Source organism: Pseudoalteromonas sp. S1609, from assembly GCF_005887255.1.
Lineage (GTDB): Bacteria > Pseudomonadota > Gammaproteobacteria > Enterobacterales > Alteromonadaceae > Pseudoalteromonas.
In genome coordinates this window covers 11,841-37,486 of sequence record NZ_PNDJ01000035.1, presented here as the reverse complement: position 1 = coordinate 37,486, position 25,646 = coordinate 11,841, and the positions used below count along the sequence as shown (strand labels likewise).

Annotated in this window: 19 protein-coding genes; 7 read left to right on the top strand and 12 right to left on the bottom strand. The window is 40.3% G+C overall.

Annotated features, from left to right (window positions below; genetic code table 11):
- Positions 1-81: 81 nt before the first annotated feature.
- The 3 genes from CWB76_RS10460 (at position 82) to adk (ending at position 3,627) form a co-directional block, all read left to right on the top strand.
- Positions 82-795 carry an RluA family pseudouridine synthase gene (locus tag CWB76_RS10460; RefSeq protein ID WP_138607383.1) on the top strand — a complete coding sequence of 238 codons (714 nt, stop codon included), beginning with the start codon at positions 82-84 and terminating at the stop codon, positions 793-795.
- A 120-nt stretch (positions 796-915) separates the two neighbouring features.
- Positions 916-2,829 carry a molecular chaperone HtpG gene (htpG, locus tag CWB76_RS10455; RefSeq protein ID WP_054201119.1) on the top strand — a complete coding sequence of 638 codons (1,914 nt, stop codon included), beginning with the start codon at positions 916-918 and terminating at the stop codon, positions 2,827-2,829.
- A gap of 153 nt (positions 2,830-2,982) precedes the next feature.
- Positions 2,983-3,627 carry an adenylate kinase gene (gene adk, locus CWB76_RS10450; protein ID WP_138607381.1) on the top strand — a complete coding sequence of 215 codons (645 nt, stop codon included), beginning with the start codon at positions 2,983-2,985 and terminating at the stop codon, positions 3,625-3,627.
- Positions 3,628-3,688: 61 nt separating this feature from the next.
- Here adk and tpx read toward each other — a convergent pair whose 3' ends face one another.
- Entirely contained in the window at positions 3,689-4,270 is a 582-nt protein-coding gene (tpx, locus tag CWB76_RS10445; protein WP_138607379.1) for a thiol peroxidase, read from the bottom strand.
- A 220-nt stretch (positions 4,271-4,490) separates the two neighbouring features.
- Between tpx and CWB76_RS10440 the strand changes: the two genes are divergently transcribed.
- Positions 4,491-5,495, top strand: a complete 1,005-nt coding sequence (locus CWB76_RS10440) for a response regulator (protein ID WP_138607377.1) — start codon at positions 4,491-4,493, stop codon at positions 5,493-5,495.
- Positions 5,496-5,501: 6 nt separating this feature from the next.
- On the top strand, positions 5,502-6,473 hold the full coding sequence (locus CWB76_RS10435) for a sensor domain-containing diguanylate cyclase (RefSeq protein ID WP_010388598.1): 972 nt from the start codon (positions 5,502-5,504) through the stop codon (positions 6,471-6,473).
- A 10-nt stretch (positions 6,474-6,483) separates the two neighbouring features.
- Here CWB76_RS10435 and CWB76_RS20280 read toward each other — a convergent pair whose 3' ends face one another.
- The 5 genes from CWB76_RS20280 to CWB76_RS10410 form a co-directional block, all read right to left on the bottom strand.
- Positions 6,484-6,636, bottom strand: coding sequence for a universal stress protein (locus CWB76_RS20280; RefSeq protein ID WP_249363168.1), 153 nt, complete (start codon positions 6,634-6,636; stop codon positions 6,484-6,486).
- Positions 6,637-6,838: 202 nt separating this feature from the next.
- On the bottom strand, positions 6,839-8,353 hold the full coding sequence (locus CWB76_RS10425; protein WP_138607375.1) for a SpoVR family protein: 1,515 nt from the start codon (positions 8,351-8,353) through the stop codon (positions 6,839-6,841).
- A gap of 18 nt (positions 8,354-8,371) precedes the next feature.
- Positions 8,372-9,655 (bottom strand): YeaH/YhbH family protein, encoded by a 1,284-nt coding sequence (locus CWB76_RS10420; RefSeq protein ID WP_010388601.1) that lies wholly within the window; start codon positions 9,653-9,655, stop codon positions 8,372-8,374.
- A gap of 31 nt (positions 9,656-9,686) precedes the next feature.
- On the bottom strand, positions 9,687-11,609 hold the full coding sequence (locus tag CWB76_RS10415) for a PrkA family serine protein kinase (RefSeq protein ID WP_138607373.1): 1,923 nt from the start codon (positions 11,607-11,609) through the stop codon (positions 9,687-9,689).
- A 208-nt stretch (positions 11,610-11,817) separates the two neighbouring features.
- Positions 11,818-12,399, bottom strand: coding sequence for a superoxide dismutase (locus tag CWB76_RS10410; protein ID WP_010388603.1), 582 nt, complete (start codon positions 12,397-12,399; stop codon positions 11,818-11,820).
- A gap of 264 nt (positions 12,400-12,663) precedes the next feature.
- Here CWB76_RS10410 and CWB76_RS10405 point away from each other — a divergent pair, with 264 nt between their 5' ends.
- Positions 12,664-13,002 carry a Grx4 family monothiol glutaredoxin gene (locus CWB76_RS10405; protein WP_024602947.1) on the top strand — a complete coding sequence of 113 codons (339 nt, stop codon included), beginning with the start codon at positions 12,664-12,666 and terminating at the stop codon, positions 13,000-13,002.
- Between the two features lie 198 nt (positions 13,003-13,200).
- Here CWB76_RS10405 and CWB76_RS10400 read toward each other — a convergent pair whose 3' ends face one another.
- The 6 genes from CWB76_RS10400 to CWB76_RS10375 all read right to left on the bottom strand — a co-directional run bounded on the left by CWB76_RS10400 (position 13,201) and on the right by CWB76_RS10375 (position 20,457).
- On the bottom strand, positions 13,201-14,505 hold the full coding sequence (locus CWB76_RS10400; RefSeq protein ID WP_138607371.1) for a sensor histidine kinase: 1,305 nt from the start codon (positions 14,503-14,505) through the stop codon (positions 13,201-13,203).
- Complete coding sequence (locus tag CWB76_RS10395) at positions 14,505-15,833, bottom strand: sigma-54-dependent transcriptional regulator (RefSeq protein ID WP_138607369.1); 1,329 nt, start codon at positions 15,831-15,833, stop codon at positions 14,505-14,507. The genes CWB76_RS10400 and CWB76_RS10395 overlap by 1 nt, the downstream gene beginning before the upstream one ends.
- Positions 15,834-15,918: 85 nt before the next feature.
- Positions 15,919-17,127 (bottom strand): ABC transporter permease, encoded by a 1,209-nt coding sequence (locus CWB76_RS10390; protein ID WP_138607367.1) that lies wholly within the window; start codon positions 17,125-17,127, stop codon positions 15,919-15,921.
- A gap of 10 nt (positions 17,128-17,137) precedes the next feature.
- On the bottom strand, positions 17,138-18,451 hold the full coding sequence (locus CWB76_RS10385) for an ABC transporter permease (protein WP_138607365.1): 1,314 nt from the start codon (positions 18,449-18,451) through the stop codon (positions 17,138-17,140).
- Between the two features lie 3 nt (positions 18,452-18,454).
- Complete coding sequence (locus tag CWB76_RS10380; protein ID WP_138607363.1) at positions 18,455-19,165, bottom strand: ABC transporter ATP-binding protein; 711 nt, start codon at positions 19,163-19,165, stop codon at positions 18,455-18,457.
- A gap of 35 nt (positions 19,166-19,200) precedes the next feature.
- Complete coding sequence (locus CWB76_RS10375; RefSeq protein ID WP_138607361.1) at positions 19,201-20,457, bottom strand: efflux RND transporter periplasmic adaptor subunit; 1,257 nt, start codon at positions 20,455-20,457, stop codon at positions 19,201-19,203.
- Positions 20,458-21,179: 722 nt separating this feature from the next.
- On the opposite strand from CWB76_RS10375, the gene gltB reads away from it, so the two are divergent.
- Positions 21,180-25,637 carry a glutamate synthase large subunit gene (gene gltB / locus CWB76_RS10370; RefSeq protein WP_138607359.1) on the top strand — a complete coding sequence of 1,486 codons (4,458 nt, stop codon included), beginning with the start codon at positions 21,180-21,182 and terminating at the stop codon, positions 25,635-25,637.
- The last annotated feature ends 9 nt before the right edge of the window (positions 25,638-25,646 follow it).

The window sequence follows — 25,646 nt, the reverse complement described above, 5'->3', positions numbered from 1 at the left end:
TGAACTTACTTTAAAAGCCTACATACATGCTGTAGGCTTTTTTATTGGCCTTAATTGCAATATAAACAAGAATTGGATGGTATGGCTGCAATAACTCAAAGTGCTCATGTGATTGTTGATGACTTTATCGCACCTGTTTGCCATGAACAGATAGAAATCATTTATCAAGATGATGATATTTTATTGATCAATAAACCTAGCGGTTTGTTGAGTTTGTCGGGTAAAAACCCTCTTAACTGGGATTCGGTTCACTATAGGCTTGTTAATGGCCAGCAAGGCGTTACCGCAGCGTTTCCTACTGCGATATTACCCCACCGTTTAGATTTGGGTACCTCCGGAGTGATGGTGGTAGCACTTAACGAGCAAGCAGCTAAAGCACTGAATCAGCAATTCCAATCCCGAAGTGTTAAAAAGCAATATCGCGCAATGCTCTTTGGATTGGTTGCAGAGTCTCAGGGAGAAATTACTGCGCCTATAGCAAAAGATAAAATGTTATTTCCGAAAGTGAAAATTTGCCACCAGAGCGGCAAACCCTCGCGCACTCAATTTAAAGTGGTTAAACGCTTTAACAAAGAGCAAAAAACTTTGGTTGATTTTACTCCTATAACTGGACGCACTCATCAACTTAGAATTCACAGTTTAATTTTTGGCCACCCTATACTTGGATGTGATTTATATAAAAATGATTGCAGTGAGCAGGGTGCTCAACGATTATTATTGCATGCCAGCGATTTATTTTTTGTTCATCCATGCACTGATAAGCCAATGCACGGGCATGCCATAACGCCTTTTTAATTGATTAACCCATTTAAAGTGTCTTTGAATGGGGTTTTTTATTTTTTTTACTTGAACTTCTCACGGCTCACCCCATATTAAGTGCATAACGCAGACACTTTGCAAATTGGAGATACATAAATGACTGCAGCACAAAAAGAAACATTAGGCTTTCAAACAGAAGTAAAACAACTATTAAACTTAATGATTCACTCGCTTTATTCAAATAAAGAAATCTTTTTACGCGAGCTTGTATCAAATGCATCTGACGCAGCCGATAAACTACGCTTTTTAGCCCTTTCAAACGGTGACCTTTATCAAGGTGATGCAGATTTACGCGTACGTATAAGCGCAGATAAAGACGCTAACACAGTGACCATTTCTGATAATGGTATTGGTATGACGCGTGATGAAGTGATCAGCTCATTAGGCACAATTGCTAAGTCGGGTACGGCTGAATTTTTCAAAAACTTAACGGGCGATCAAAGTAAAGACTCACAGCTTATTGGTCAATTTGGTGTTGGTTTTTACTCAGCATTTATTGTTGCTGATGAAGTGACTGTTCGTACTCGTAAAGCAGGAGAGACTACAGCGGTTGAATGGCAGTCAAAAGGTGAAGGCGAGTACACGCTACAAGAAATCGAAAAAGAAGGCCGTGGTACAGACATTATTTTACATCTTCGTGAAGAAGAAAATGAATATGCAGATGAGTGGCGTCTTCGCAGTATCGTAACTAAATACTCTGATCATATTTCTACACCAGTACAGATGTACAAGGCAGAAGTACCTGAGTCTGAAGGTGAAGATGGTGAAAAAATTCCAGCTGTTCCTGGTGAATGGGAAAGCATTAACCGTGCAACAGCATTGTGGACACGTGACAAATCAGAAATCTCTGAGGACGAATACAAAGAGTTTTATAAGCATGTAAGCCACGACTGGGAAGATCCGCTTAGCTGGGGACACAATAAAGTTGAAGGTAAAACTGAATACACCAGTTTGTTATACATTCCTAAAAAAGCACCCTTTGATTTATGGAACCGTGAGCGCCAAAGTGGTTTAAAACTTTATGTTCAACGCGTGTTTATTATGGATGACGCTGAACAGTTTATGCCAAGCTACTTACGTTTTGTTAAAGGCTTATTAGACTCAAACGATTTACCACTAAACGTATCGCGTGAAATTTTACAAGACAACAAAGTAACCCAGGCTATTCGCAAGGGGTGTACGTCGCGTATTATTAAAATGCTTGAGCGTATGGCTAAAAACAAAGCCGATGATTACCAAACATTTTGGAATGAATTTGGTCAGGTAATGAAAGAAGGCCCAGCTGAAGATGCGGCCAACAAAGAAAGCATTGCTAAATTACTTCGCTTTTCATCAACGCACACCGACTCAGAAACTCAAGATGTTTCACTTGAGCAATACATTGAGCGCATGAAGGACAGCCAAGATAAAATTTACTATGTGGTTGCTGACTCATTTATTGCTGCTAAAAATTCACCACACTTAGAAATCTTCCGTAAAAAAGGCATTGAAGTATTATTGCTAAGCGATCGTGTAGATGAGTGGATGATGAGCCATTTAACGGAATTTGGCGAAAAGCAATTTCAGTCAATTACCCGTGGTGATTTAGACTTAGGTAAATTAGATGACGAAGAAACTAAAAAAGCACAAGAAGAGTCTGAAAAAGAAGTTGCAGGTTTAGTTGAGCGCATTAAAACTGCATTAGGTGATGATGTTAAAGATGTACGCTTCACTCACCGCTTAACTGACTCACCAGCGTGTGTAGTGAGCGATGACAACGACATGAGCTCGCAAATGCAAAAGCTAATGGAGTCAGTAGGTCAAGCTGTTCCAGAGGCTAAGCCTGTGTTTGAATTAAACCCAGAGCACCAACTGGTTAAGCACTTAAATGATGAGCAAGACGAAGATAAGTTTGCACAGTGGTCACATGTACTACTAGACCAAGCCTTACTTGCAGAGCGCGGTACGCTTAAAGATCCGACTGGATTTGTAACTCGCTTAAATAAACTTATGCTTGATTTAAGCAAATAAGTATTAAAAATCAATGATTGAGTCAAAAGGGAACGTTTGTTCCCTTTTTTATGCGCTGCTGTATAGACAATTAGTATAAGTTACTTGAGTATCTGCAGCGCTTATGGAAGAATTCAGACTTTAAAATAAACTCTCATATTAGGGGACAATGATATGCGCATTATTCTTTTGGGCGCACCGGGTGCAGGTAAAGGTACTCAAGCTCAGTTTTTAATGGATAGATACGGTATTCCACAAATTTCTACCGGTGATATGCTACGAGCTGCAATTAAAGAGGGCACACCACTTGGCCTAGAAGCAAAAAAAGTAATGGACGCAGGTCAGCTTATTTCAGACGATATTATTATTGGCCTTGTTAAAGAGCGTATTGCAAAACCAGATTGTGAGAAAGGCTTCTTACTCGATGGTTTCCCACGTACAATTCCACAAGCAGATGCGATGAAAGAAAATGGCGTAGTGGTTGATCACGTTATTGAATTTGATGTTGCTGATGAAGTTATTGTTGAGCGTATGGGCGGACGTCGTGTTCATCCAGGTTCTGGTCGCGTTTACCATGTTGTTTACAATCCACCAAAAGAGGAAGGTAAAGACAACGAAACAGGTGAAGAACTTATTATTCGTGCAGATGATACCGAAGAGACAGTTCGTAAGCGCTTAGGCATTTACCATGAGCAAACAATGCCATTGGTTGACTACTACCAAGCAGAAGCGAAATCGGGTAACACGCAGTACCATAAACTAGACGGTACACAAGCGGTTGAAGCAGTAAGCAAGCAACTAGCTGAGCTTTTAGGTTAATTTTTATCTAAAATTAAAAAAACCGCTTTATAGCGGTTTTTTATTATTTGAAATTCGACCCTTAAAGCGTTTTAAGCTTTTCAATAACGCTATCGTATTCAGGCTCAGTTGATAAACTACTAACTAATTGCTTATAAATAACTTTATGGCTTTTATCTAAAATAAATACCGCGCGGGTAAGTAAGCCCATATCTTTAATTATTAAGCCATACTTTTGGCCAAAATCACGCCATACAGAATCAGAAAGCGTCGTCACTTTATCGATATTTTCGGCCTTGCAAAAACGTTTTTGCGCAAACGGTAAATCGGCACTAATGGTGAGCATGGCCACGCCTGGAAATTGTTGGGCGACTTTTTCATTAAAGTGCTTAGTTTGTAAGCTACAAATACCGGTATCTAAGCTCGGTACAACACTAATTAATACAGCTTGGCCTTTATAATTTTCTAATGTAACTGCAGTGAAACGCTCATCAACTACTTTAAAATTAGGGGCATCTTCACCGACAGTAAGGCCTTTCCCTAATAAGGTCACTGGCTTACCTTGTGCGGTTACTCTTCCTGCATCGAGTTTGTTTTCGGGTAAATCTGCGGCAAAACTTGCACAGCAAAATAGGCTTAATGCAAAAGCTAATGTACGACGCATGGAATTTTTTCCTTTTAAATTAACGTAATAATTGTGAGTGTATTATAATGTAGATAAGTTACCAAGCAGAATAATCCATAGCTTTATTTTTGCCTAAAATTGTAAATAGGCGATACATTGATTACTATATACGTATAGGAAATAGGTATTGTTTTTTTATGTACCTGTGGCTTGTTCTAAACGCTTAAAATTGCACCCCGTTTTAAAATAGTGAGATTGTATGTCAACATCGGTTTTAATATGTGATGATTCAAAATTAGCACGACGCCAGTTAGCTCGCTCCTTGCCCGATGATTGGGATATTAAAATTGAATTTGCATGTGACGGTGTAGACTGCATAAAACAAATAACCAAAGCCCAACCTGAAATTCTTTTTCTTGATTTAAATATGCCAGAGATGGACGGTTATGGCGTACTGGCAGCAATGAAAGATCAGGGGCTAGACGTACTTACTGTGGTGGTATCGGGCGATATTCAACCTAGCGCACATCAGCGTGTACTTGAGCTTGGCGCCATCGATTTTATTCAAAAACCATGTTCCCCCGAAAAGCTCGCTGCCATTATAGAGCACCATGGTATACGAGATAGAGCACTGCGTGAACGCTTATCTCATTCTTTAGGTGAACAAGTTGACCCTGATGTTCGTGATATATATCAAGAGTTGACTAATGTCGCTATGGGCCAAGCTGGGGATCTACTCGCAAGACTGCTTAATGTATTTGTTAAGTTACCCATTCCTAATGTTAATGTTTTAGAAGTCAGTGAGCTTAACATGGCCTTAAGCTCTGTTGATACCAATGACACTACATCAGGTATTTGCCAAGGCTTTATAGGCGGCGGGGTATCTGGTGAGGCGTTATTACTTTTAAATGATTCTAGTTTTAAAGAAATAGCCTCACTAATGAATTACGAAGGTGAATTAAACGACAAGGTGGAGTTAGAGTTGATAATGGATGTGAGTAACATCTTAATTGGCGCTATATTAACAGGCTTGTCCAAACAGCTCGATATGACCTTTAGTCAAGGCCACCCCATTGTATTGGGCCAGCATCGTGATGTTTCTGAACTTGTTCAGTCTAATAAGTCGCGTTGGCAACGAACACTTGCCATAGAAATTAGTTACGGTATTGAAAATCATGATATTAGTTGTGATTTAATGTTGCTCTTTACTGAAGATTCACTTAAAACTTTGAAATATAAAGTTGCTTATCTACTGGAAGATTAAATATTTATGCCAGCTGATTTAGATTTAAATGAAATCCATTGGTTAATGGACATGTTCAATACTGTTGATGTAGGCCTTGTGGTGCTTGATAGAGACTACAAGGTGTGCGTTTGGAATGGTTTTATGGAAAACCATTCTGGGTTATTACCTAGTGCAGTAAAAGATAAAGACTTGTTTGATCTATTCCCAGCCATAGATGAAAAATGGTTTAGAAGTAAAGCTGAGTCAGTGTTTGTATTAAAAAATCGCTCATTTACTATCTGGGAACAGCAGCCGTATATTTTTCGTTTTAAAAATTATCGGCCGATAACAGGTAAAGCTGATTATATGTATCAAAACGCCACGTTTATTCCACTTACGAATGTACGAGGCGAAGTTGAGCATATTTGTATTATTATCTACGATGTAACAGATATTGCAGTTAACAAAAAAGAGCTTGAAGAGTTAAACAAAAAATTAGAGCAAGTAAGCCAAACAGATAGTCTTACCCAGCTTGCAAACCGAGGACATTGGGAGCATTTGTTACATCAAGAATTTTTACGTACTAAGCGCAGTGAAGGTTGCTGCTCGTTATTAATTTTTGATATTGATCACTTTAAAAAGGTAAACGATGACTTTGGTCATAGTGCGGGAGATGAAGCTCTTCGTCATATAGCGAGTTTACTTAAAACTGCATTGCGTGAAACTGATATTGCTGGGCGATACGGCGGTGAAGAGTTTGTTGTTACTTTATTAGATACCGATAAACAAGGGGCTATCGTATTTGCTGAGCGTTTACGCCAATTAATCGAAACCTCACCAGCGAAATACAAAGAGCACACTATGCATATGGCCATTAGTGTGGGTATTGCATGCTTTGACAACGAATTTAAAGATCATGAGCGTTGGATTGAAGCTGCCGATAAAGCACTTTACCATTCAAAAGAAACCGGTCGAAATAAAGTGTCGGTATATGCTGATATAAAAAATGATGCGTAAGCATCATTTTTTAATTGGGAGGTAAAATAAGTAAATCAGTTTTGAGTAAACGCATTATTTTTTCTGCAGTATTACCAATGAGCTTAGCTTTAATCCCTACATTTCCTACAGAGCCTATAATCACTAAATCAGCATTAATCTTAGCCGCTAAGCTTGAGATCACCTCCTCGGGTAACCCCCGCTTTAATATGAAGCTTATCGCGTAAGTTATTATCAGTTATAAGGGCCTGCTGCTATTGTGGTCGTTTCTCAAACGCATTAACGAGGTGTTCCTCAGAAAAAGCCAAGCCTAAATCTCTTAATATTGGAGAAATATAGACAGTGTAACTTGCATAAAACTCACAATCGGTTCGCTCTGCATTTTTTTACTCTGTTGTATGGCGTGAATCATCCATTGGGCATTGACCAATGGTTGAAATATCACCAGAATTTGACTCCTGTTCAAGTTTTACCCTAAAGCCCCATAGTCTGTAAAGGTGTTTTAATACCTCCTCATGGGAGTTGGCCAGTGGAATGGCGTTGTGAGGAATATATCGCAAGGTTAATGAGCGATCGCCACGTAAGTCTACATCGTAAACTTGTATGTTAGGTTCATGATTACTAAGGTTATATTGTGCAGAAAGTGCCTCTCTAACCGCTTTGTAGCCATTATCGTCATGAATAGCGCCTATTTCTAAATGTGGGTTGCTGGTGTGGTCGACGATAGTGAACAATTTAAAGTCTCTAATTAGTTTAGGTGATAAAAATTGGCTAATAAAACTTTCATCTTTAAAGTTTTGCATTGCAAAGTGAAGAGTTTCAAGCCAGTCACTACCAGCATGTTCAGGAAACCAGCGTTTATCTTCTTCTGTCGGGTTTTCACAAATTCGGCGTATATCTACCATCATATTAAAACCCAGCGCATAGGGGTTAATACCTGAGTAATAATCGCTATTATAAGGGGGTTGATACACAACATTTGTATGGCTTTGTAAAAACTCTAACATAAATGAGTCGGTTAGTTTTCCCTCATCATATAAGTGGTTCAAAATAGTGTAGTGCCAAAAAGTGGCCCAACCTTCATTCATAACCTGTGTTTGTTTTTGCGGATAAAAGTACTGCGATATTTTTCTCACAATACGCACGATTTCTCGTTGCCATGGCTCAAGTAAAGGAGCATTTTTTTCAATAAAATACAGAATGTTTTCCTGCGGCTCTTGCGGAAAGTGGCGCTCAGGCTTTTTCGATTCTTGCTGCTGAGAGGGAATGGTACGCCATAGTTCATTAACTTGTGATTGTAAGTACTCAGCCCGTTCTTGCTGGCGTTTTTGTTCTTCAAATAACGAAATACGCTGCGGACGTTTATACCTGTCAACACCATAACTCATTAACGCATGGCAAGAGTCGAGTATGCTTTCTACTTCAGAAATACCGTATTTCTCTTCACAGCGGCTAATATAATTTTTAGCAAACAATAAATAGTCAATTATAGAACCGGCATCAGTCCATGTTTTAAATAAATAATTCCCCTTAAAAAAAGAGTTATGCCCGTAACACGCATGTGCCATAACCAATGCCTGCATCGGCAGAGTATTTTCTTCCATTAAATAAGCTATACATGGATTGGAGTTAATCACAATTTCATATGCAAGGCCCATTTGACCTCGTTTATAATTTTGTTCTGTTTGGATAAACTTTTTACCGTAAGACCAGTGAGTATAGCCAATAGGCATGCCTACACTGGAGTAAGCATCCATCATTTGCTCAGCAGTGATCACTTCAATTTGGTTAGGGTATGTGTCTAGTTTATAATGCTCAGCAACACGTGCAATTTCATCTTGATATTGCTGAAGTAACTCAAAGGTCCAATCGGGCCCATCACTGATTCGCTCGTTATTCATATTGCTACCTCGCTTTGGCTATGCAGCCCCTTGCTGTTGACGGCCTTTTTTAAATAGCTCCCTAAATATAGGGTAAATGTCTTCAACACCTTGAATATGTTGGATGGCAAAATTACTGTGAGTTTGGCTAATGCTTTGGTACTCGCGCCATAGACTTTGGTGGGCGCGGGTAGTAATTTCTATATAGGCAAAATATCGCACTGCGCTTAACAGTTTGTTACGTAAAATATGCCCACATTGCGGGGTATCATCTGCCCAGTTATCACCATCAGAGGCTTGTGCTGCGTATATATTCCATTCATCAGCATTATAGCGCTCTGCTATTATTTCATTCATTAGCTTTAGCGCACTTGAAACGATAGTACCGCCTGTTTCTTGGGAGTAAAAAAACTCTTGTTCATCAACTTCTTTAGCTTGAGTATGATGACGAATATACACAACCTCAATGTCTTTATAGCTGCGAGTTAAAAACTGATAAAGCAAAATATAAAAGCGTTTTGCCATGTCTTTGGTGGCTTGATCCATTGAACCGGATACATCCATTATACAAAACATTACTGCTTTGCTGGTTGGGTGTGGTTGTTTATTGTAGTTACGAAAACGCAAATCGTAGTTATCAATAAAGGGTACCGATTTAATTTGCTGCTTTAGAATGTCGATTTCTTGTTGCAACAATGTCACAGCGGCTTTGTCGCAGTGTGGTTGTTCAAGCAGTAGCGCGAGTTGACCTTCAAGTTCACTAAGGCGGCGCTTTTTTCCTGCGGTCATTGCAATTCTACGAGCTAAAGAGCCTTGTAATGAGCGCACTACGTCAATATTACTGGGCATACCGTCGCTGCAAAACCCAGCGCGATGGGTTTTCATTTGTACGAGCTTATCGAGCTGGTTTTCTTGTAAATTAGGGAGTTCTAAATCTTCAAATAACAAATCAAGATATTCATCTTTAGAAATTGAGAAAACAAAATCATCTTGGCCTTCGCCAGAATCACTCGCTTCACCTTCGCCCGCGCCACCGCCTTGTCCACCTTTAGGTCGCTCAATTTTATCACCAGTAGAGAACTGATCGTTCCCTGGATGTATTTGCTCTCTATTACCGCCTCTACCTTGATGAAAAGTAGGTTCACTAATATCACGCTGTGGAATAGATATACTCTCTCCAGAGCTAGAGTCGGTGACGCTGCGTTTATTTATCGCATCAGACACCGCTTCTTTTATCTGCTTTTTATAACGCCTAATAAAACGCTGGCGGTTAACTGTGCTTTTGTTTTTGCCATTTAAACGCCTGTCGATAAAATGCGCCATAATGACCTCCTAAAAACTGCAATTATGAAGGTTATTGCGATTTTCTAACCCGTAAATACCACTCAGATAGCAAACGCACTTGTTTTTGCGTGTAGCCTTTTTCAACCATACGGTTAACAAAGTCCTCATGCTTTTGCTGATCCTCAGCCGATGTTTTAGCATTGAATGAAATGACAGGGAGTAAGTCTTCGGTGTTTGAGAACATTTTTTTCTCAATAACAGTGCGTAGTTTCTCATAACTCGTCCATAGCGGATTCTTGCCATTATTGTGAGCGCGAGCACGTAGTACAAAGTTAACAATTTCATTTCTGAAATCTTTAGGATTTGAAATACCTGCCGGTTTCTCAATTTTTTCGAGCTCAGCATTAAGCGCATCACGGTCAAACAATTGCCCTGTATCAGGGTCGCGATATTCTTGATCTTGAATCCAAAAATCAGCATAAATAACGTAGCGGTCAAAAATATTTTGTCCGTATTCCGAGTACGATTCTAGATAGGCGGTTTGCAGCTCTTTACCAATAAACTCAACATATTGTGGAATTAAATAGCCTTTTAAAAAGCTTAAATAACGCTCTTCAACCTCGGCACTAAATTGTTCTCGTTCAATTTGTTGCTCAAGTACATAAAACAAATGTACTGGGTTGGCGGCCACTTCGGTGGTATCAAAGTTGAATACGCGAGATAAAATTTTAAACGCAAAACGAGTTGAAAGACCGTTCATGCCCTCATCGACACCAGCGTAATCACGATATTCTTGGTATGACTTAGCTTTTGGATCGGTATCTTTGAGTGTTTCACCATCGTAGACCCGCATTTTAGAGTAAATGCTAGAGTTTTCTGGCTCTTTTAAGCGCGAGAGAGTGGTAAATTGAGCTAAAATTTTAAGTGTTCCTGGCGCACATGGAGCATTATAAAGCTCACTGTGTTCAATCAGCTTATCGTAAATTTTAATTTCTTCGGTCACTCTTAAGCAATATGGGACTTTAACAATATAAACACGGTCTAAAAAAGCTTCGTTGTTTTTATTGTTTTTAAAGGTTTGCCATTCTGACTCGTTGGAGTGGGCGAGTATCATACCGTTAAATGGCAGGGCGCTTATGCCTTCTGTGCCGTTATAGTTGCCTTCTTGTGTGGCTGTTAAAAGCGGGTGTAGCACTTTTATCGGTGCTTTGAACATTTCCACAAACTCCATTAAGCCTTGGTTAGCTAAACATAATGCGCCTGAATAAGCGTACGCATCAGGATCATTTTGCGCAAAGTGTTCAAGCTGGCGGATATCTACTTTACCTACAAGAGCCGAAATATCTTGGTTGTTTTCATCGCCGGGCTCTGTTTTAGCAATCGCTACTTGATTTAAAATTGATGGGAAGCGTTTAACCACTCTAAATTGGCTAATATCACCATTAAATTCTTGTAAGCGTTTTGCGGTCCATGGCGACATCACTGTTTTAAGGTAGCGTGACTTAATTCCATATTCTTTTTCGAGCAGGTTTGCATCTTCAATGGGGTCAAATAATGCCAGCGGATGGTCATTAACTGGTGAGCCTTTAATGGAGTAGATAGGCACTTGTTGCATTAAATACTTTAATTTTTCGGCAATTGATGACTTACCACCACCCACAGGGCCGAGTAAATAAAGTACTTGTTTACACTCCTCTAAGCCTTGTGCTGCATGTTTTAGATAAGACACAATTTGTTCAATAGCGTCTTCCATGCCATAAAAGTCAGCAAATGCTGGGTAACGTGCAACAACACGATTTGAAAATAAGCGACTTAGGCGAGTATCGGTAGCAGTATCTACCATTTTAGGCTCGCCAATGGCCATCAGTAACCTTTCAGGTGCACTGGCATAAGCAGACTTATCGGTTTTACAAATTTCGAGGAATTCAGCAACACTGTACTCTTCTTCTTGTGTTGATTCATAACGTGCTTGGTAGTGATCAAAAATAGTCATAATGACCTCCGAAACCTACTTTGAAGATGTATTCACTATTTAAAGTCTAGTCACGAATTTCATTTTTTGTGCAATAAAATTAAAAATTTATATGAAAAATGATCAAGATGCGCTTTTATAAAACAACCTACGTATAAACGCAATTAATGCAAATTGTAGGCATAAAAAAAGACGCCTAAGCGTCTTTTTAAAACTAGTATTAAACTAATTATGCGAAGTTAGCGTTCGCGAATTCCCAGTTAACTAGTGACCAGAAACCTTTAAGGTAATCTGGACGCACGTTACGGTAATCAATGTAGTATGCGTGTTCCCATAAATCCACTGTTAGGATTGGAGTAACACCTGCATCTGTTAGTGGTGTAGCAGCGTTAGATGTATTAACGATGTCTAGTGAACCATCAGCCAGTTTAACTAACCAAGTCCAGCTTGAACCAAAGTTATTTACTGCTTTATCATTTAACGCGTCTTTAAATGCGTCAAATGAGCCCCATTTGGCGTTAATTGCATCAGCAATTGCACCTGTTGGAGCGCCACCGCCATTTGGAGATAGGCTGTTCCAGTAGAAAGTGTGGTTCCAGATTTGAGCAGCGTTATTAAATACACCGCCTTCTGAAGAACATACGATTTCTTCAAGTGACTTACCTTCAAACTCAGTGCCTGGGATTAAACCGTTAAGTTTAGTCACATAAGTGTTGTGGTGTTTACCATGGTGAAACTCTAGCGTTTCTTGTGAAATATGTGGCTCAAGTGCATCAATTGCATACGGTAGTGACGGTAGTTCAAATGCCATTTTTTATCTCCATCTTCTTTTGGTTGATAGTCTATTTAGTAATACGTAATGCCTGCGCAAACAGGGCACTTATCTATACCAAACAGGAATATAGTGTTACTATAATTGTTGAGTATTTTACTCAAGTTTTAGCAAACAGCAATGCTCTTGCTAAAGCTATTTAAGATTGAGGCTTTAATTGCCTATTTTAATCTATATATCTGAGGCCACAGTGAAACTTTTTCAAGGCCTAATGTGTTCGCTATCGTCATTTTGAGGTTGTAAATGGAAACCATCGATAAAATTAAACAGCAAATTGCTGAAAACCCAATCATCTTATACATGAAAGGATCACCAAAACTGCCTAATTGTGGTTTTTCTTCACAAGCATCACAAGCGTTAATGTCGTGTGGTGAACCGTTTGCTTATGTAGATATTTTACTTAATCCAGACATTCGTGCAGAGCTTCCTGCGTATGCTAACTGGCCTACTTTCCCACAACTTTGGGTTGAAGGTGAGTTAATTGGTGGCTGTGACATTATCATTGAAATGTTTCAACGTGGTGAATTACAACCACTGATCGCAGAAACAGCTGCAAAGCATAAACCTGCAGACGCTGAATAAGCGTTTAGGTAAAAAAAAGCTGCAATTTGCAGCTTTTTTTATGTCTATAAATTATTTACTCTTGTTGCTTATACGCTAAAAGTAAGGAGTGAGAAGGCAGCTTTACTCGTTTTTACGAAGCTGACTAGGTCACATGCTTCAGAGCGCGATTGAATTGCCCCTAAATTGAGCAAGTTTTCATTCTTAAATAAGTAGTTCTCAGGGTAGACTAACAAAAACACTGATCCCGCCGATTTCACGATTATGCAGGCTAATTTGCCCATGATGGGCTTCAACAATTTCTCGACACAGTGCCAACCCTAAACCACTTCCAGCTGCCTTGGTAGAATAAAAAGGGATAAGCGCACTAGCCATAACTGTTTCACTCATACCTTTTCCTTGATCGCTCACGTTAATATGAGTGCCAAGGCTATCTTGTGTTATTTTTAAACTAATATGCTCTGCTAGCGACTCTGATTCATGTGCGTTTTTCAACAGGTTAATGAGCAATTGTTCTATTTGGGTTTGATCGGCTCGTGTGGTGATGCCTTTTTGAAGGTCGCAATTAAATTGCCATTGGCTTTGTAATTGTTCGAGTAATGAATGCCAATCAACCGTTGTTATTTTAGGTGGTGGTAGTTTAGCAAACTTTCCATAGCCTTGAACGAACTCGTTTAAATGCTTTATCCGCTCTTCAATGGTAGTGAAAACGCGTTGTAAACGAGGTTCATCCACTTTCTTCGTTAACAGCTGTGCACTATGTAACATGGATGACATAGGACCTAGTGAGTTATTGAGTTCATGGCTAATGATCCGAATAACCTTTTTCCAAACTTCAACTTCTTGGCGGCTCAACTCGCGGGTCAATTGTTTAAATACAAACAACCTGTGGTGTTGGTTGTTAAGCAATAAGCGACCCATTGAAAGATGCCATGTTTGCGGTTCTTGTTCTGCTTTATCGAGAATAAATAAACCATCTACGCCTTTATTAACAGCATTAATTATTTGCTGTGGGGCTTTAGACAATAATGATGAGATTTTTTCGCCTTCAAGGGCTGTACTTGCATTAAAAAAATCTCTCGCACTGTGATTACTATAAACAATAAAATCATTATCATTTACCAATAATACAGCTTGAGGGGCGTTTTGTAATACCTTATCAAGCATCAACTCTCGTTGGTAAACCCATTGCTTTTCTTGTCTTAATTGCTTTGCAGTTTGATTGTAAAGCTGACACAAATGACCTAATTCATCATTATGGTTATAGGCCAGTAAAGTTGATAGTTCCCCATCCTTAAAATTTAATAAGCCAGTTTCTAATGAAGTAATACCTTGGACCAGTTTACTACTGAGTCGATGAGCCAATAAACTACTTAGCGCGGCTGTGAAAATAACACTCAGTGCTGTTTTTATAACGTCAACATCCAACAGCCAACAACAGATAAAAACAGGGATAACAGAGGAAAATACACACACTAAAATCACTTTAGAAGTTAAAGAAAAGCGGTATCTTGATTTAACCATTAGTAGGCAATCTCAAACTTATCAAGGCGACGGTAGAGTGCTTGTCTGCTAAGGCCAAACTCACGTGCTACTTTGGCAATCACCCCTTTATGTAAACGCATGGCATCTTCAATTTGTTGTTTGTTAGGCTCTATTTTTTGAGTCAGTGTTTGAGGCGTAATAGGAGTTAAACCAAAGTCATCGATGCTTATCTCACCGCTGGGTTTAAGCACACTGACTCGTTTACATGCATTTTCAAGTTCACGAACATTACCGGGCCATGAATGGGCTAAAAGTAGGTTTTCGCATTGTAAATCCAGCTCACGCTCTACTAAAAAATGACGAATAAGGGGAAGTATGTCATCCGGTCGTTGGTTAAGACTTGGTAAGTTAAGTTCAATTACATTTAAGCGGTAGTATAAGTCTTCTCTAAACTGTCCTTTGCTGATTGCATTTGTTAGGTTTTCATTGGTCGCTGATATTACACGGACATTAACTTTTCGGGTCTGGGTTGAACCTAAGCGCTCGAATTCTCCCGTTTGTAAAATCCGTAAGAGCTTCATTTGTCCTGATAAAGGGAGATTACCTATTTCATCTAAAAATAATGTGCCACCATCAGCCGCTTCAAATCGACCAATCCTTTGTTTTGTGATCCCAGTAAAAGCACCTGCTTCTGCACCAAATAATTCTGCTTCTATTAGTTGATGGGGAAGGGCACCTGCATTGACCGTAATAAACGCAGCATTTTGGCGAGGTGAGTTTGCTTGAATAATTTGTGCTATGCGCTCTTTACCACTGCCATTTGGGCCTGTTATTAATACTGAGACATCAGATTTGGCGACTTGTAATGCCATTTTAACTAATTGCTCCATGGCCGTACTGCGATAAATTAAACCTACTAAATTAGCATTTTCTATAGATGCATCACGCTCTTGCTGGTGGCGCAACAAGGTTTGGTTTTGTTTTTTTGTCTTTCCTAGTTCAATTAGATTATTAACACAGGTAATAAGCTTGGCATCATCCCATGGTTTTGGTAAATAATCAGCCGCACCGGCTTTGACAAGTTCAACGGCCGTTTCAAGCTCAGTCCATGCAGTGATGAGAATAATCGGTAGATGGGGATTAAGCTCTCTGAGTTGATAAAAGAGCAATTTTCCCTCTTCTCCCGAGGTTGTATCGTTACTAAAGTTCATATCTTGAAGCACAAGTGCAATACGCTGATATTGCACAATTTGAATAGCTTCAAATGGGCTATTAGCAGTAACCACTTTATAGTCGTGAATCTCTAGCAATAATGATAGTGCATCTAAAATTGCAGGATTATCATCAACGATAAGTATTTTTTCCATGTTAATTTAATCGCTGTTTATTATTATTTAAATATTGAAAATGCTACACCGCGTTTAGCCAGTGTAGCATAGGTTGGGAGCTGTGCTATATGGTTCGGGTTGCGATACTCGGCGAAATATTTGCCGCGCGTTTAGCTGGGCCAAATACAGCCAAAAGACTCATTGTAAACACCATGACTGCCGTGACAGCAATATAACTTGATGGTAATGCCGCTATTGAAAAATGTTGCATTAATAACTGACCGAGTAAAAGTGCTGAAATAGCACCTAAAAATAAGCCAGCAATGCAAATCAGCGCATTTTCAACTAAAAAATAATTAACAATTGCAGATTTACGAGCGCCTAAAGCACGACGGGTTCCAATTTGCTTGGTACGTTTGTTTATATTAAATAGCGTCAAACCAAAAATGCCCAGTGCGGTTACCAATACCAGTATGGTTATGAGCACAATTAACATACGCATCATAAGTTTATCTGCAGCCATATATTGATCTTTAAGTTCATCAAGACCTTTAATATTGTTGATCACCCGCTTACTATAATTATTGAGCATCGCATTTTCGATTTGTTTCATTACAGCTGCGCGTTGTCCTGGCTTTGTTCTTACAGCAAATTGTGCGTAAGTTTTGCCTTGAATATACGGAATAAGCGCGACATTATTGGGGTGACTATCTTTTAGCCAAGGGCCTTTCATTGGCGCTGTGATCCCAATAATTTGTAGGGGTAAGTCACCAAAATAAACGGTCTTACCAAGGCCATTGCCCTCAGGGAAAAGCTCATTGGCTAACGCCTCAGTAACGACAGTGACATTAGTTGTTCTATCTGTCGGTGAATTTGTAATGAGTACTTCAGCCTCAGTAAAATTACGCCCAGCAATTAATTTTACGCCATATGTGTCTAGGCCGTGCTCATCAATAAAAAAGTAAGCAGTGCGCACATTTTTACTTTCTTGTGGTGCAGGTTTTAAATTAAAGCCGGAAGCGCTGCCACTACCAGATAACGGAATACTGCTACTTTGCGCTGCACTCTCAACCCCTGGTAGGGCTCTTAACATGGCTTCATCTAGTTCAAACTGCTGGCTAGCATCAACGTCTTTCCCAAAGGTCATCACATTGAACTTAAACAAGTCTTGCTCTGGGTAGCCGGTTTCTTGGTTTAAAAAAGCGATTCTATCTTGAATGATAAACGCCGCATTGCTGACAATGGCTGTCGTAATTGCAATTTGAATTAAAAGTAATATTGCGCCTACCTTTGAGCGGCAAAGGGCATGAAATATTGGTTTTATTTCTAACATGATTAGCTCCTTATTGGCTCTTTAAGTAAATGGCAGGGTTGGTTTTACACACTAGCCAAGCAGGGTAAAGCCCAGCAATAATGCAAGTAGTTATTGCGATAACTGGGGCACTTAATAACATGGCTAAATCCATCGTGGCTATGTTTTTGTAATATTCGTAACTTTGCCTTACCCCGAGAAGGCCAATTTGTGCAAGTACAATACCGAGCAACCCGCCGATAAAACCAAGCATGGCTACTTCTACTAAATGCTGTAGAAAGACTTGTCGCTTACTTGCCCCGAGTGCTCGACGCACGCCGACTTCTGGAGCACGGCGTAAAAACTTTGCTAGTAATAATCCTAAAATATTAGCTAAACACACCGCTAAAAACATAAAGCTTAAACTAACCAGTATTTTGTTATCTTCACTAACGACATTGTTGTATTCCATCCATTGGTTTACATCACGCAGGCTATATTCAGGTTTTTCTCGCGTGAAGCGGCCACGCTTTTTTTGCTCTTCAATGTAAGATGTGAGGTAATCACCGTAAGCGGTTTTTTGCTCTGGTGTATCAAGCTGAGCCCAAAATTGGATCCACACTATTTCCGATTGCAATCTATCGGCATAGGTATTTATATTTTCATGTTTCCAGCCATTGCTATTGCCCCAGCTGGTGAGCTCTTTTGCTTTAATTAAACTAAAGGGTAAAAATAGGTCTGCTATTTTATCAAAAGCGCCGTTATTTAAATCGTAATATTTAAGGTTGAGGGGCCAGTCATCAATAACACCGACAATTTGGTAGCTATCGTCATCCAAATAGACTAGTTTGCCGATGGAGTTTTCACCCGCAAACAACTTATCGTTCAGCTCTTTTGAAATCACCAAAACAGGGGCTGCAGATTGCTCTTGTTGTACACTCCACACACCGCCATAAATAAATGGCACATCAAACATGCTAAAAAAGTCAGGTGTGGTCATGCGTGCTTCACCAGTAAACGGCTTAACTTTATCTGAGTCTAAATACACAGAGAAACCAGTACGCATCATAGCTACTTTATTTTCTGGGATTGGAGCATTGTGCAAACTAACTGCATCTTGATAGGTCAGTTGCATAGGAATATCGTCACCCGTCCACCAAGTATGGCCTTCATCCATGGTTTGCAGCTGTACATTAAACAATTGGCTGCTCTTATGTGGGATAGGGTCTGCCGACATCATGTGATAAACGCTTAAACTCGTCATAGTGATGCCAATACCAATGGCAATCGCCAGCACCATTAAGAAACTCACCAGAGGAGTGCGCTTAAAGCTACGCCAACTTAAATCGAGGTAATGTAATAGCATGGCTTACGCTCCTGCAACATTTTTAAGGTTTTGTGCGCCTTGATACAGCGTAAAGTCGGCAAGTTGTCCATCGACCACCTGAATGTTTCTTGGCGCTCTGCGAGCAAGCTCAGGATCATGGGTCACCATAATGATGGTCGCGCCATCGCGATTGATTTGTTCAAGCAGCTCCATTACTTGACGAGCCATAAGGCTGTCGAGATTACCGGTAGGTTCATCGGCAAGTAAAAATCGTGGCTCGCCAGCAAGCGCGCGTGCTATGGCTACTCGTTGTTGCTGTCCGCCAGAGAGTTGCTGTGGCAAATGTTTTGCCCGAGAGGCAAGGCCAACTTGTTCTAAGCATTTTTCAATGCGACGTTTACGCTCTGCGGCTTTAATACCTCTATAACGTAGCGGTACTTCAATGTTTTCGTATAAGTTTAAGTCAGGTATTAAATTGAACCCTTGGAAGATAAAGCCTATTTTCTGGTTACGCACATCAGCGCGCTGGTTATCGTTTAACTTACCTACATCAATTCCATCAAGTAAATATTCACCTGCAGAGAAGGGTTCTAACATTCCAGCTATATTTAAAAAGGTCGTTTTTCCTGATCCGCTAGGGCCTGTAACAGCAATAAATTCGCCTTCATCAACGTGTAGATTAAAATCACGTAATGCATGGGTTTGAACCATTTCTGTTTGATAGACTTTACTTATATTATTCATCTTTAACATGCTTTTTCCTTTTGTTGTTTGGTTCTACGCGATTGTTAGCGAAGTAATAATGTGTGTGTGTGTTTGAAACTGTTATAGCTTGAAATAATCAATTCATCGCCAGCTTGAACCCCTGAAATTAACTCAACCGCATCAATGCTGGTTGCACCAATTGAAATATCAATGAGCTGAGCTGTATCACCGGTAATTTTATAAACCTGTGTACCGCCTTGTTGTAAAAATGCCCCACGCTTAACTTGTAAAACATCGTCACGATTTTCTAATAAAATACGGGCTGTTAATCGTTGGTTTTGTCTGATACCCGTCATGTCTTTGTCAAAACGTACACGCGTTGTGACTTCTCTATTATTGACTTCTGGTGAAATGGCAGAGAGGGCGCCCATCACTTTGCTAGCGCCCATTGTTATCTCTACGTCCATACCTAAACCAAGCTCATTTGCATAACTTTCAGGGACTTGTAGCTCTGCTTCAAAATTACTCAAATCAACTAAAGTCATTAATGGTTGGCTTTGTGTTACCGCTTCTCTTTGTTGAACTAGTAAGTTACCTACAATCCCTGACACAGTGGCTTTAATTGTTAAGTTATTAACTTTACGAAGTAGATCATCGACAATCAGTTGTTGACGAGTGACATCTCGTTTAGCGGCCTGTAGTTCAAAAGCAAGTGTATCTTTGGACAATTCAACTTCTTGCTCTGCATGTTTATAAGAGAGTTTTGCACGGGCAAGCTCATCAATGGCTTTTTCGTGATCAATTTGACTGATCACATTTTTTTGCATTGATAAGGCCGCTCTGCGATTTTCTCTATCGGCAGCGTTTAACTCTACTTGTGCTAGATCAAGTGCTTTATTTAAGCTTAATGATTGGCGGCGTGCCTCAAGGTGTTTACGTTGTAGCTCGCCCTCAAGACGAGCTAAAACAGACTGTTGCTGCTTTAATTCGTTTGTGAGCTCAGGACTATCAACCATGGCTATTACATCATGCAGTTTTACTGAGTCACCAGCATTAACCTTCAATGAAACAAAGCCTCGTTCAGGGCTGTAAACTTTTGGTGCTCTGGCGGCCACAATTTTACCGCTGGCTGCAACATCGCGTATTAGCGATTGGCGCACCACCGTGGCTATTTGTAGGCTTACTCTATCAACCGAGATAGTACCTTCTTGATCAGCATTTAATAGTGCATATACACATAAAGCAACTAGGCCCACAATAAATATAAACAGCCTGATGTATTTTTTAAAATTTATAGGTCGTGAGATTTGCGTGTCTTGCCCGCTAGTGTCTTTAATCATTATTCATTCTCTTAGTGTTTTTCAAACACAGTAATCATTAGCGAGGCAATAAATAGAATAATTGGTGAAATTAAAAATAAGCCAATAGTAAACATTCGAACATCCTCAAAACTTTTATAGTTATGCTGTATTCGAATAGCATGCCATTTTTTATCTTATTGAATTTATTTGATTTTTAATTTTACCCTTTTTGTTTTACATGTCCGCGGACATAAAAAGTGTCCGCTGCGGGCACTTTTTTGATTTGTCTATGGGATGAGGTTACCTCAACGTAAAGCAAAGCAAGTTGTTAATTAATGCATAACATGAGGGGAGCGTTTATATCTATTGAATAAACTATGCGCTAATAGAAGCCGCTGTAATTAAATGTCGTGTTCAGATGAATTACTAATACAGCACAAAAGAGGAAATAGCACCCGATGAATAGTTATTCATTCTGGTGCTGCTTTACGTTTACGTAAACTGCCTATTGTGAAGAGATTTTATTTACAAGTTTTTAAAAATAACACCGGTGTCAATCTATTTTTCGATCCGAAATTCGTGAAAATGTTAATATTTGGCACTGTTTTATAATTTTTTATTAAATTGAAATATATTCAATATAATGAATATGTATTCATAAAAATATTGACTCAAGGGTGGAATAACGCTAATTTTGGTCGTCTGTTAGCAAATCGTCGAGCCGTTCATCCACGTTAACAGCGCAGCAAGGGGAGGGGTCCATGTTATATGACTCAAAACTAGAAAAAGATAATTGCGGCTTTGGCTTAATAGCCCAAGTTAATAATCAAGCGAGTCACCGACTCATTCGCACGGCTATCACCGGTTTAGATCGCATGCAGCATCGCGGTGGTATTTCTGCTGATGGTAAAACAGGTGATGGCTGTGGCTTATTATTACAAAAACCAGACAGCTTCTTTCGTGCTATTGCTGCTGAGAATAATTGGCATTTAGGTAAAAATTACGCCGTTGGGATGATTTTCCTCAATGCTGATCCGGTATTAGCACAAGCAGCCAAAGATGTTTTAAGCGAAGAACTAGAAAAAGAAACGCTAAATATTTTGGGCTGGCGTGTGGTTCCAACCGATCCATCAATGTTAGGACCTATTGCTCTAAAACAATTGCCAGGTTTTGAACAAATTTTTATTAGTGCGCCAGAAGGTTGGCGTTCTAAAGATTTAGAGCGCCGCTTATATGTTGCACGACGTCGTGCTGAAAAGCGTCTAATGGATGATGAATCATTTTATATTGCGAGCTTATCTGGGCTAGTCACAATATATAAAGGCTTAATGATGCCTGCTGACTTGCCTAATTTTTATCTTGATCTTGCGGATATTCGCATGACCAGTGCTATTTGTGTTTTTCATCAACGCTTCTCTACAAACACACAGCCTCGCTGGCCTTTAGCGCAACCATTTCGTTATTTAGCACACAATGGTGAAATTAATACTATTGAAGGTAACCGCCAATGGGCACGTGCCCGCTCTTATAAATTTGCATCGCCACTTATTCCTGATTTACAAAGCGCAGCGCCGTTTGTTAATGAGACAGGGTCTGACTCATCTAGCTTAGATAATATGCTGGAGCTATTTTTAGCTGGTGGTATGGATTTATTCCGTGCGATGCGCATGCTAGTACCGCCAGCATGGCAAAAAAATCGAGCTATGGATGACGACTTACGTGCGTTCTATGATTTTAACTCTATGCATATGGAACCGTGGGATGGCCCTGCAGGCATCGTTATGTCTGATGGGCGCTTTGCAGCCTGTAACCTAGACCGTAATGGTCTGCGCCCTGCGCGTTATATTATTACTCAAGATGGCTTTATTACTTTAGCTTCTGAGGTGGGAATTTGGGATTACACCGCTGATGAGGTGGTAGAAAAAGGACGTGTTGGCCCAGGCGAGCTACTCGTTATTGATACCAAACTCGGAAAAATTTGGCATTCAGATGAAATTGACCAAGATTTAAAATCACGCCACCCTTATAAATCGTGGTTAGAAGAAAACGTTAAACGCTTAACACCTTTTGAAGCACTGACTGAGCAAGATGCAGGTAATCGCTCATTCGATGATGCAACTCTAGCCAAATATCAAAAGATGTTTGGCTATACTAATGAAGAGCTAGACAGTGTTATTCGTGTTATGGGTGAAAATGGTCAAGAAGCTACCGGTTCAATGGGTGACGATACGCCGTTTGCCGTCCTAAGCGAAGGGCATCGTTCACTTTACGATTATTTCCGCCAGAAGTTTGCCCAAGTGACTAATCCGCCAATCGATCCGTTACGTGAAAACCATGTAATGTCGTTGGCAACGTGTATTGGCAGTGAACAAAACGTATTTAATGAAACGACAGGGCATGCTAAACGCCTGCAATTTGATACCCCTATTTTAATGTATGCTGACATGCAGCAGCTACTCAATGCCGATGAAGCACACTACAGTTACTGTAAGATTGACATTACTTACACCATAGAAGAAGGACTTGAAAACGCCGTTAAGCGTGTTTGTGATGAAGCACAAGAAAAAGCAGCATCAGGCTGCATTATGCTGGTATTAACGGATCGTAACTTTGATGACAATCAATTACCTATTCCTGCAGCTATGGCGGTGGGTGCGGTACAAAAACGCTTGGTAGATAATAACTTACGCTGTGAGTCTAACATCATTATTGAAACCGGTAGCGTTCGTGACGCGCATCAATTTGCTGTTCTACTTGGCTTCGGTGCAACCGCAATCTACCCGTATTTAGCGTATGAGTCACTTGTGGCCATGAGCGATAGCAAGGTAATTAATAAGTCATACTGCGAAGTGACACTGGCTTATCGTCAAGCAATTAATAAAGGCTTGTACAAAATCATGTCGAAAATGGGTATTAGCACCGTGGCTTCATATCGTTGTTCGATGTTGTTTGAAGCAGTTGGTCTATCTGACGCGATTGTTGAGATGTGTTTTAAGGGCGTTGCAAGTCGCATAAAAGGGGCGTGTTTTAGCGACTTCGATGACGATCAGCAAAGCTTGCATAAACTGGCGCTTAGTAAACGTAAATTATTAAGCCATGGCGGTTTATTTAAATACGTTCACGGCGGCGAGTATCATGCTTACAACCCTGATGTGATTCAAACGTTACAAAAAGCAGTACGTAGCGGCGAGTATAGTGATTACAGCGAATACGCAAAGCTAGTTAATCACCGTCCAGTCGCGACTTTGCGCGATATGTTGGCTTTAAAACTACCTGAAAAGGGTATAAGCATTGATGCCGTCGAGCCTGCCACTGAGCTTTATAAACGTTTTGATTCTGCAGCGATGAGTATTGGTGCATTATCACCAGAGGCGCATGAAGCACTAGCCATTGCTATGAACCGTTTAGGTGGTTGCTCAAATTCTGGCGAAGGTGGCGAAGATAAACTTCGTTACGGTACAGAAAAAAATTCACGGATTAAACAAGTGGCCTCAGGTCGATTTGGTGTAACACCTCATTATTTACGCAGTGCGGATGTCATTCAAATAAAAGTGGCTCAAGGCGCTAAGCCGGGCGAAGGCGGGCAGTTACCAGGTGAAAAAGTAACGCCCTATATTGCCAAGCTTCGTTACTCGGTACCAGGCGTGACACTAATTTCACCGCCACCGCATCATGATATTTACTCTATTGAAGATTTAGCCCAGCTTATTTTTGATTTAAAGCAAGTAAACCCGAATGCACTGATTTCAGTAAAACTGGTATCTGAACCGGGCGTAGGAACAATTGCAACCGGTGTTGCAAAAGCGTATGCCGATCTAATTACTATCTCAGGCTACGATGGTGGCACAGGTGCAAGTCCCTTAACCTCGGTTAAATATGCTGGCAGCCCATGGGAGCTTGGCCTTGCAGAAACGCAACAAGCACTTGTCGAAAATGGCCTTCGTCATCGTATTCGCCTGCAAACAGATGGGGGGTTAAAAACCGGGCTTGATATCATCAAAGCAGCCATTTTAGGCGCTGAAAGTTTTGGCTTTGGTACCGGACCCATGGTGGCGTTAGGCTGTAAATACTTACGAATTTGTCACTTAAATAACTGTGCTACTGGTGTGGCAACCCAAGACGATACACTGCGCCAAAAGCATTATCACGGCTTACCAGAAATGGCGATGAACTACTTTAAGTTTATAGCTCAAGAAGCGCGTGAAATTATGGCAAGTTTGGGTGTTGCAAACCTAACCGATTTGATTGGTCGCTTAGATTTACTCGAAGCCATTGAAGGCAAAACAGCCAAACAGCAAAAAATAGATTTATCAGCGGTTATCGCTCAGCCGAACAACCCAACGGGTGAAACACTGTTTTGCAGTGCACCAAATAGCTCGCACTATTTAGGTGAATTAAATGAGAGCTTGCTAGGCAAGGCAAAAGAGGCAATTGATAATTCAAGCGGCATTTCATTAGTGAGTCGTATATGTAATACCAATAGATCGGTTGGCGCAATGCTTTCTGGTTATATTGCTGATAAGCACGGTAATCAAGGTATGGCAGCAGATCCAGTGGTGATTGAACTTCATGGTACAGCTGGCCAGTCATTCGGGGTATGGAATGCTGGCGGCCTTGAAATGACTCTAGTTGGTGATGCTAACGATTACGTTGGTAAAGGGATGGCGGGCGGTAAGCTAGTCGTTCGCCCACCACTGGGTTCGTCATTTGAAAGTCACAAAGCAACCATCGTAGGTAATACCTGTTTATATGGTGCCACTGGCGGTAAATTGTTTGCAGCCGGATGTGCTGGTGAGCGTTTTGCTGTGCGTAATTCGGGTGTGCAAGCTGTTGTTGAAGGTGTTGGTGATAATGGTTGTGAATATATGACCGGTGGCGTGGTATGTGTACTTGGTAATGTAGGAGTTAACTTTGGTGCAGGTATGACCGGTGGTTTTGCTTATATTTTAGATGAACGAGGTGATTTTGAGAAACGCATTAACCCAGAGTTGGTTGAAGTGGTTACTTTAGATGATTTGAGTTCACATCAAGAGCATTTACGCGGCTTAATTGCTGACCATTTAGAGCTAACAGGCTCATGCAGAGCAGAAACTATTTTAGCTAACTTTGAACTTTATTTACCGATGTTCAAATTAGTAAAACCTAAATCAAGTGACGTAAAAAGTTTACTCGGGCATCGCGCTCGCAGTAGCGCCGAACTACGTGTTCAGGCGCAATAAGGGGGCAGT

What these genes read in the sequence shown, in the direction of transcription:
- CWB76_RS10460 (WP_138607383.1), top strand. Translation starts at nt 82, where the DNA reads ATGGCTGCAATAACTCAAAGTGCTCATGTGATTGTTGATGACTTTATC.
- htpG (WP_054201119.1), top strand. Translation starts at nt 916, where the DNA reads ATGACTGCAGCACAAAAAGAAACATTAGGCTTTCAAACAGAAGTAAAA.
- adk (WP_138607381.1), top strand. Translation starts at nt 2,983, where the DNA reads ATGCGCATTATTCTTTTGGGCGCACCGGGTGCAGGTAAAGGTACTCAA.
- tpx (WP_138607379.1), bottom strand. Translation starts at nt 4,270, where the DNA reads ATGCGTCGTACATTAGCTTTTGCATTAAGCCTATTTTGCTGTGCAAGT.
- CWB76_RS10440 (WP_138607377.1), top strand. Translation starts at nt 4,491, where the DNA reads ATGTCAACATCGGTTTTAATATGTGATGATTCAAAATTAGCACGACGC.
- CWB76_RS10435 (WP_010388598.1), top strand. Translation starts at nt 5,502, where the DNA reads ATGCCAGCTGATTTAGATTTAAATGAAATCCATTGGTTAATGGACATG.
- CWB76_RS10425 (WP_138607375.1), bottom strand. Translation starts at nt 8,353, where the DNA reads ATGAATAACGAGCGAATCAGTGATGGGCCCGATTGGACCTTTGAGTTA.
- CWB76_RS10420 (WP_010388601.1), bottom strand. Translation starts at nt 9,655, where the DNA reads ATGGCGCATTTTATCGACAGGCGTTTAAATGGCAAAAACAAAAGCACA.
- CWB76_RS10415 (WP_138607373.1), bottom strand. Translation starts at nt 11,609, where the DNA reads ATGACTATTTTTGATCACTACCAAGCACGTTATGAATCAACACAAGAA.
- CWB76_RS10410 (WP_010388603.1), bottom strand. Translation starts at nt 12,399, where the DNA reads ATGGCATTTGAACTACCGTCACTACCGTATGCAATTGATGCACTTGAG.
- CWB76_RS10405 (WP_024602947.1), top strand. Translation starts at nt 12,664, where the DNA reads ATGGAAACCATCGATAAAATTAAACAGCAAATTGCTGAAAACCCAATC.
- CWB76_RS10400 (WP_138607371.1), bottom strand. Translation starts at nt 14,505, where the DNA reads ATGGTTAAATCAAGATACCGCTTTTCTTTAACTTCTAAAGTGATTTTA.
- CWB76_RS10395 (WP_138607369.1), bottom strand. Translation starts at nt 15,833, where the DNA reads ATGGAAAAAATACTTATCGTTGATGATAATCCTGCAATTTTAGATGCA.
- CWB76_RS10390 (WP_138607367.1), bottom strand. Translation starts at nt 17,127, where the DNA reads ATGTTAGAAATAAAACCAATATTTCATGCCCTTTGCCGCTCAAAGGTA.
- CWB76_RS10385 (WP_138607365.1), bottom strand. Translation starts at nt 18,451, where the DNA reads ATGCTATTACATTACCTCGATTTAAGTTGGCGTAGCTTTAAGCGCACT.
- CWB76_RS10380 (WP_138607363.1), bottom strand. Translation starts at nt 19,165, where the DNA reads ATGTTAAAGATGAATAATATAAGTAAAGTCTATCAAACAGAAATGGTT.
- CWB76_RS10375 (WP_138607361.1), bottom strand. Translation starts at nt 20,457, where the DNA reads ATGATTAAAGACACTAGCGGGCAAGACACGCAAATCTCACGACCTATA.
- gltB (WP_138607359.1), top strand. Translation starts at nt 21,180, where the DNA reads ATGTTATATGACTCAAAACTAGAAAAAGATAATTGCGGCTTTGGCTTA.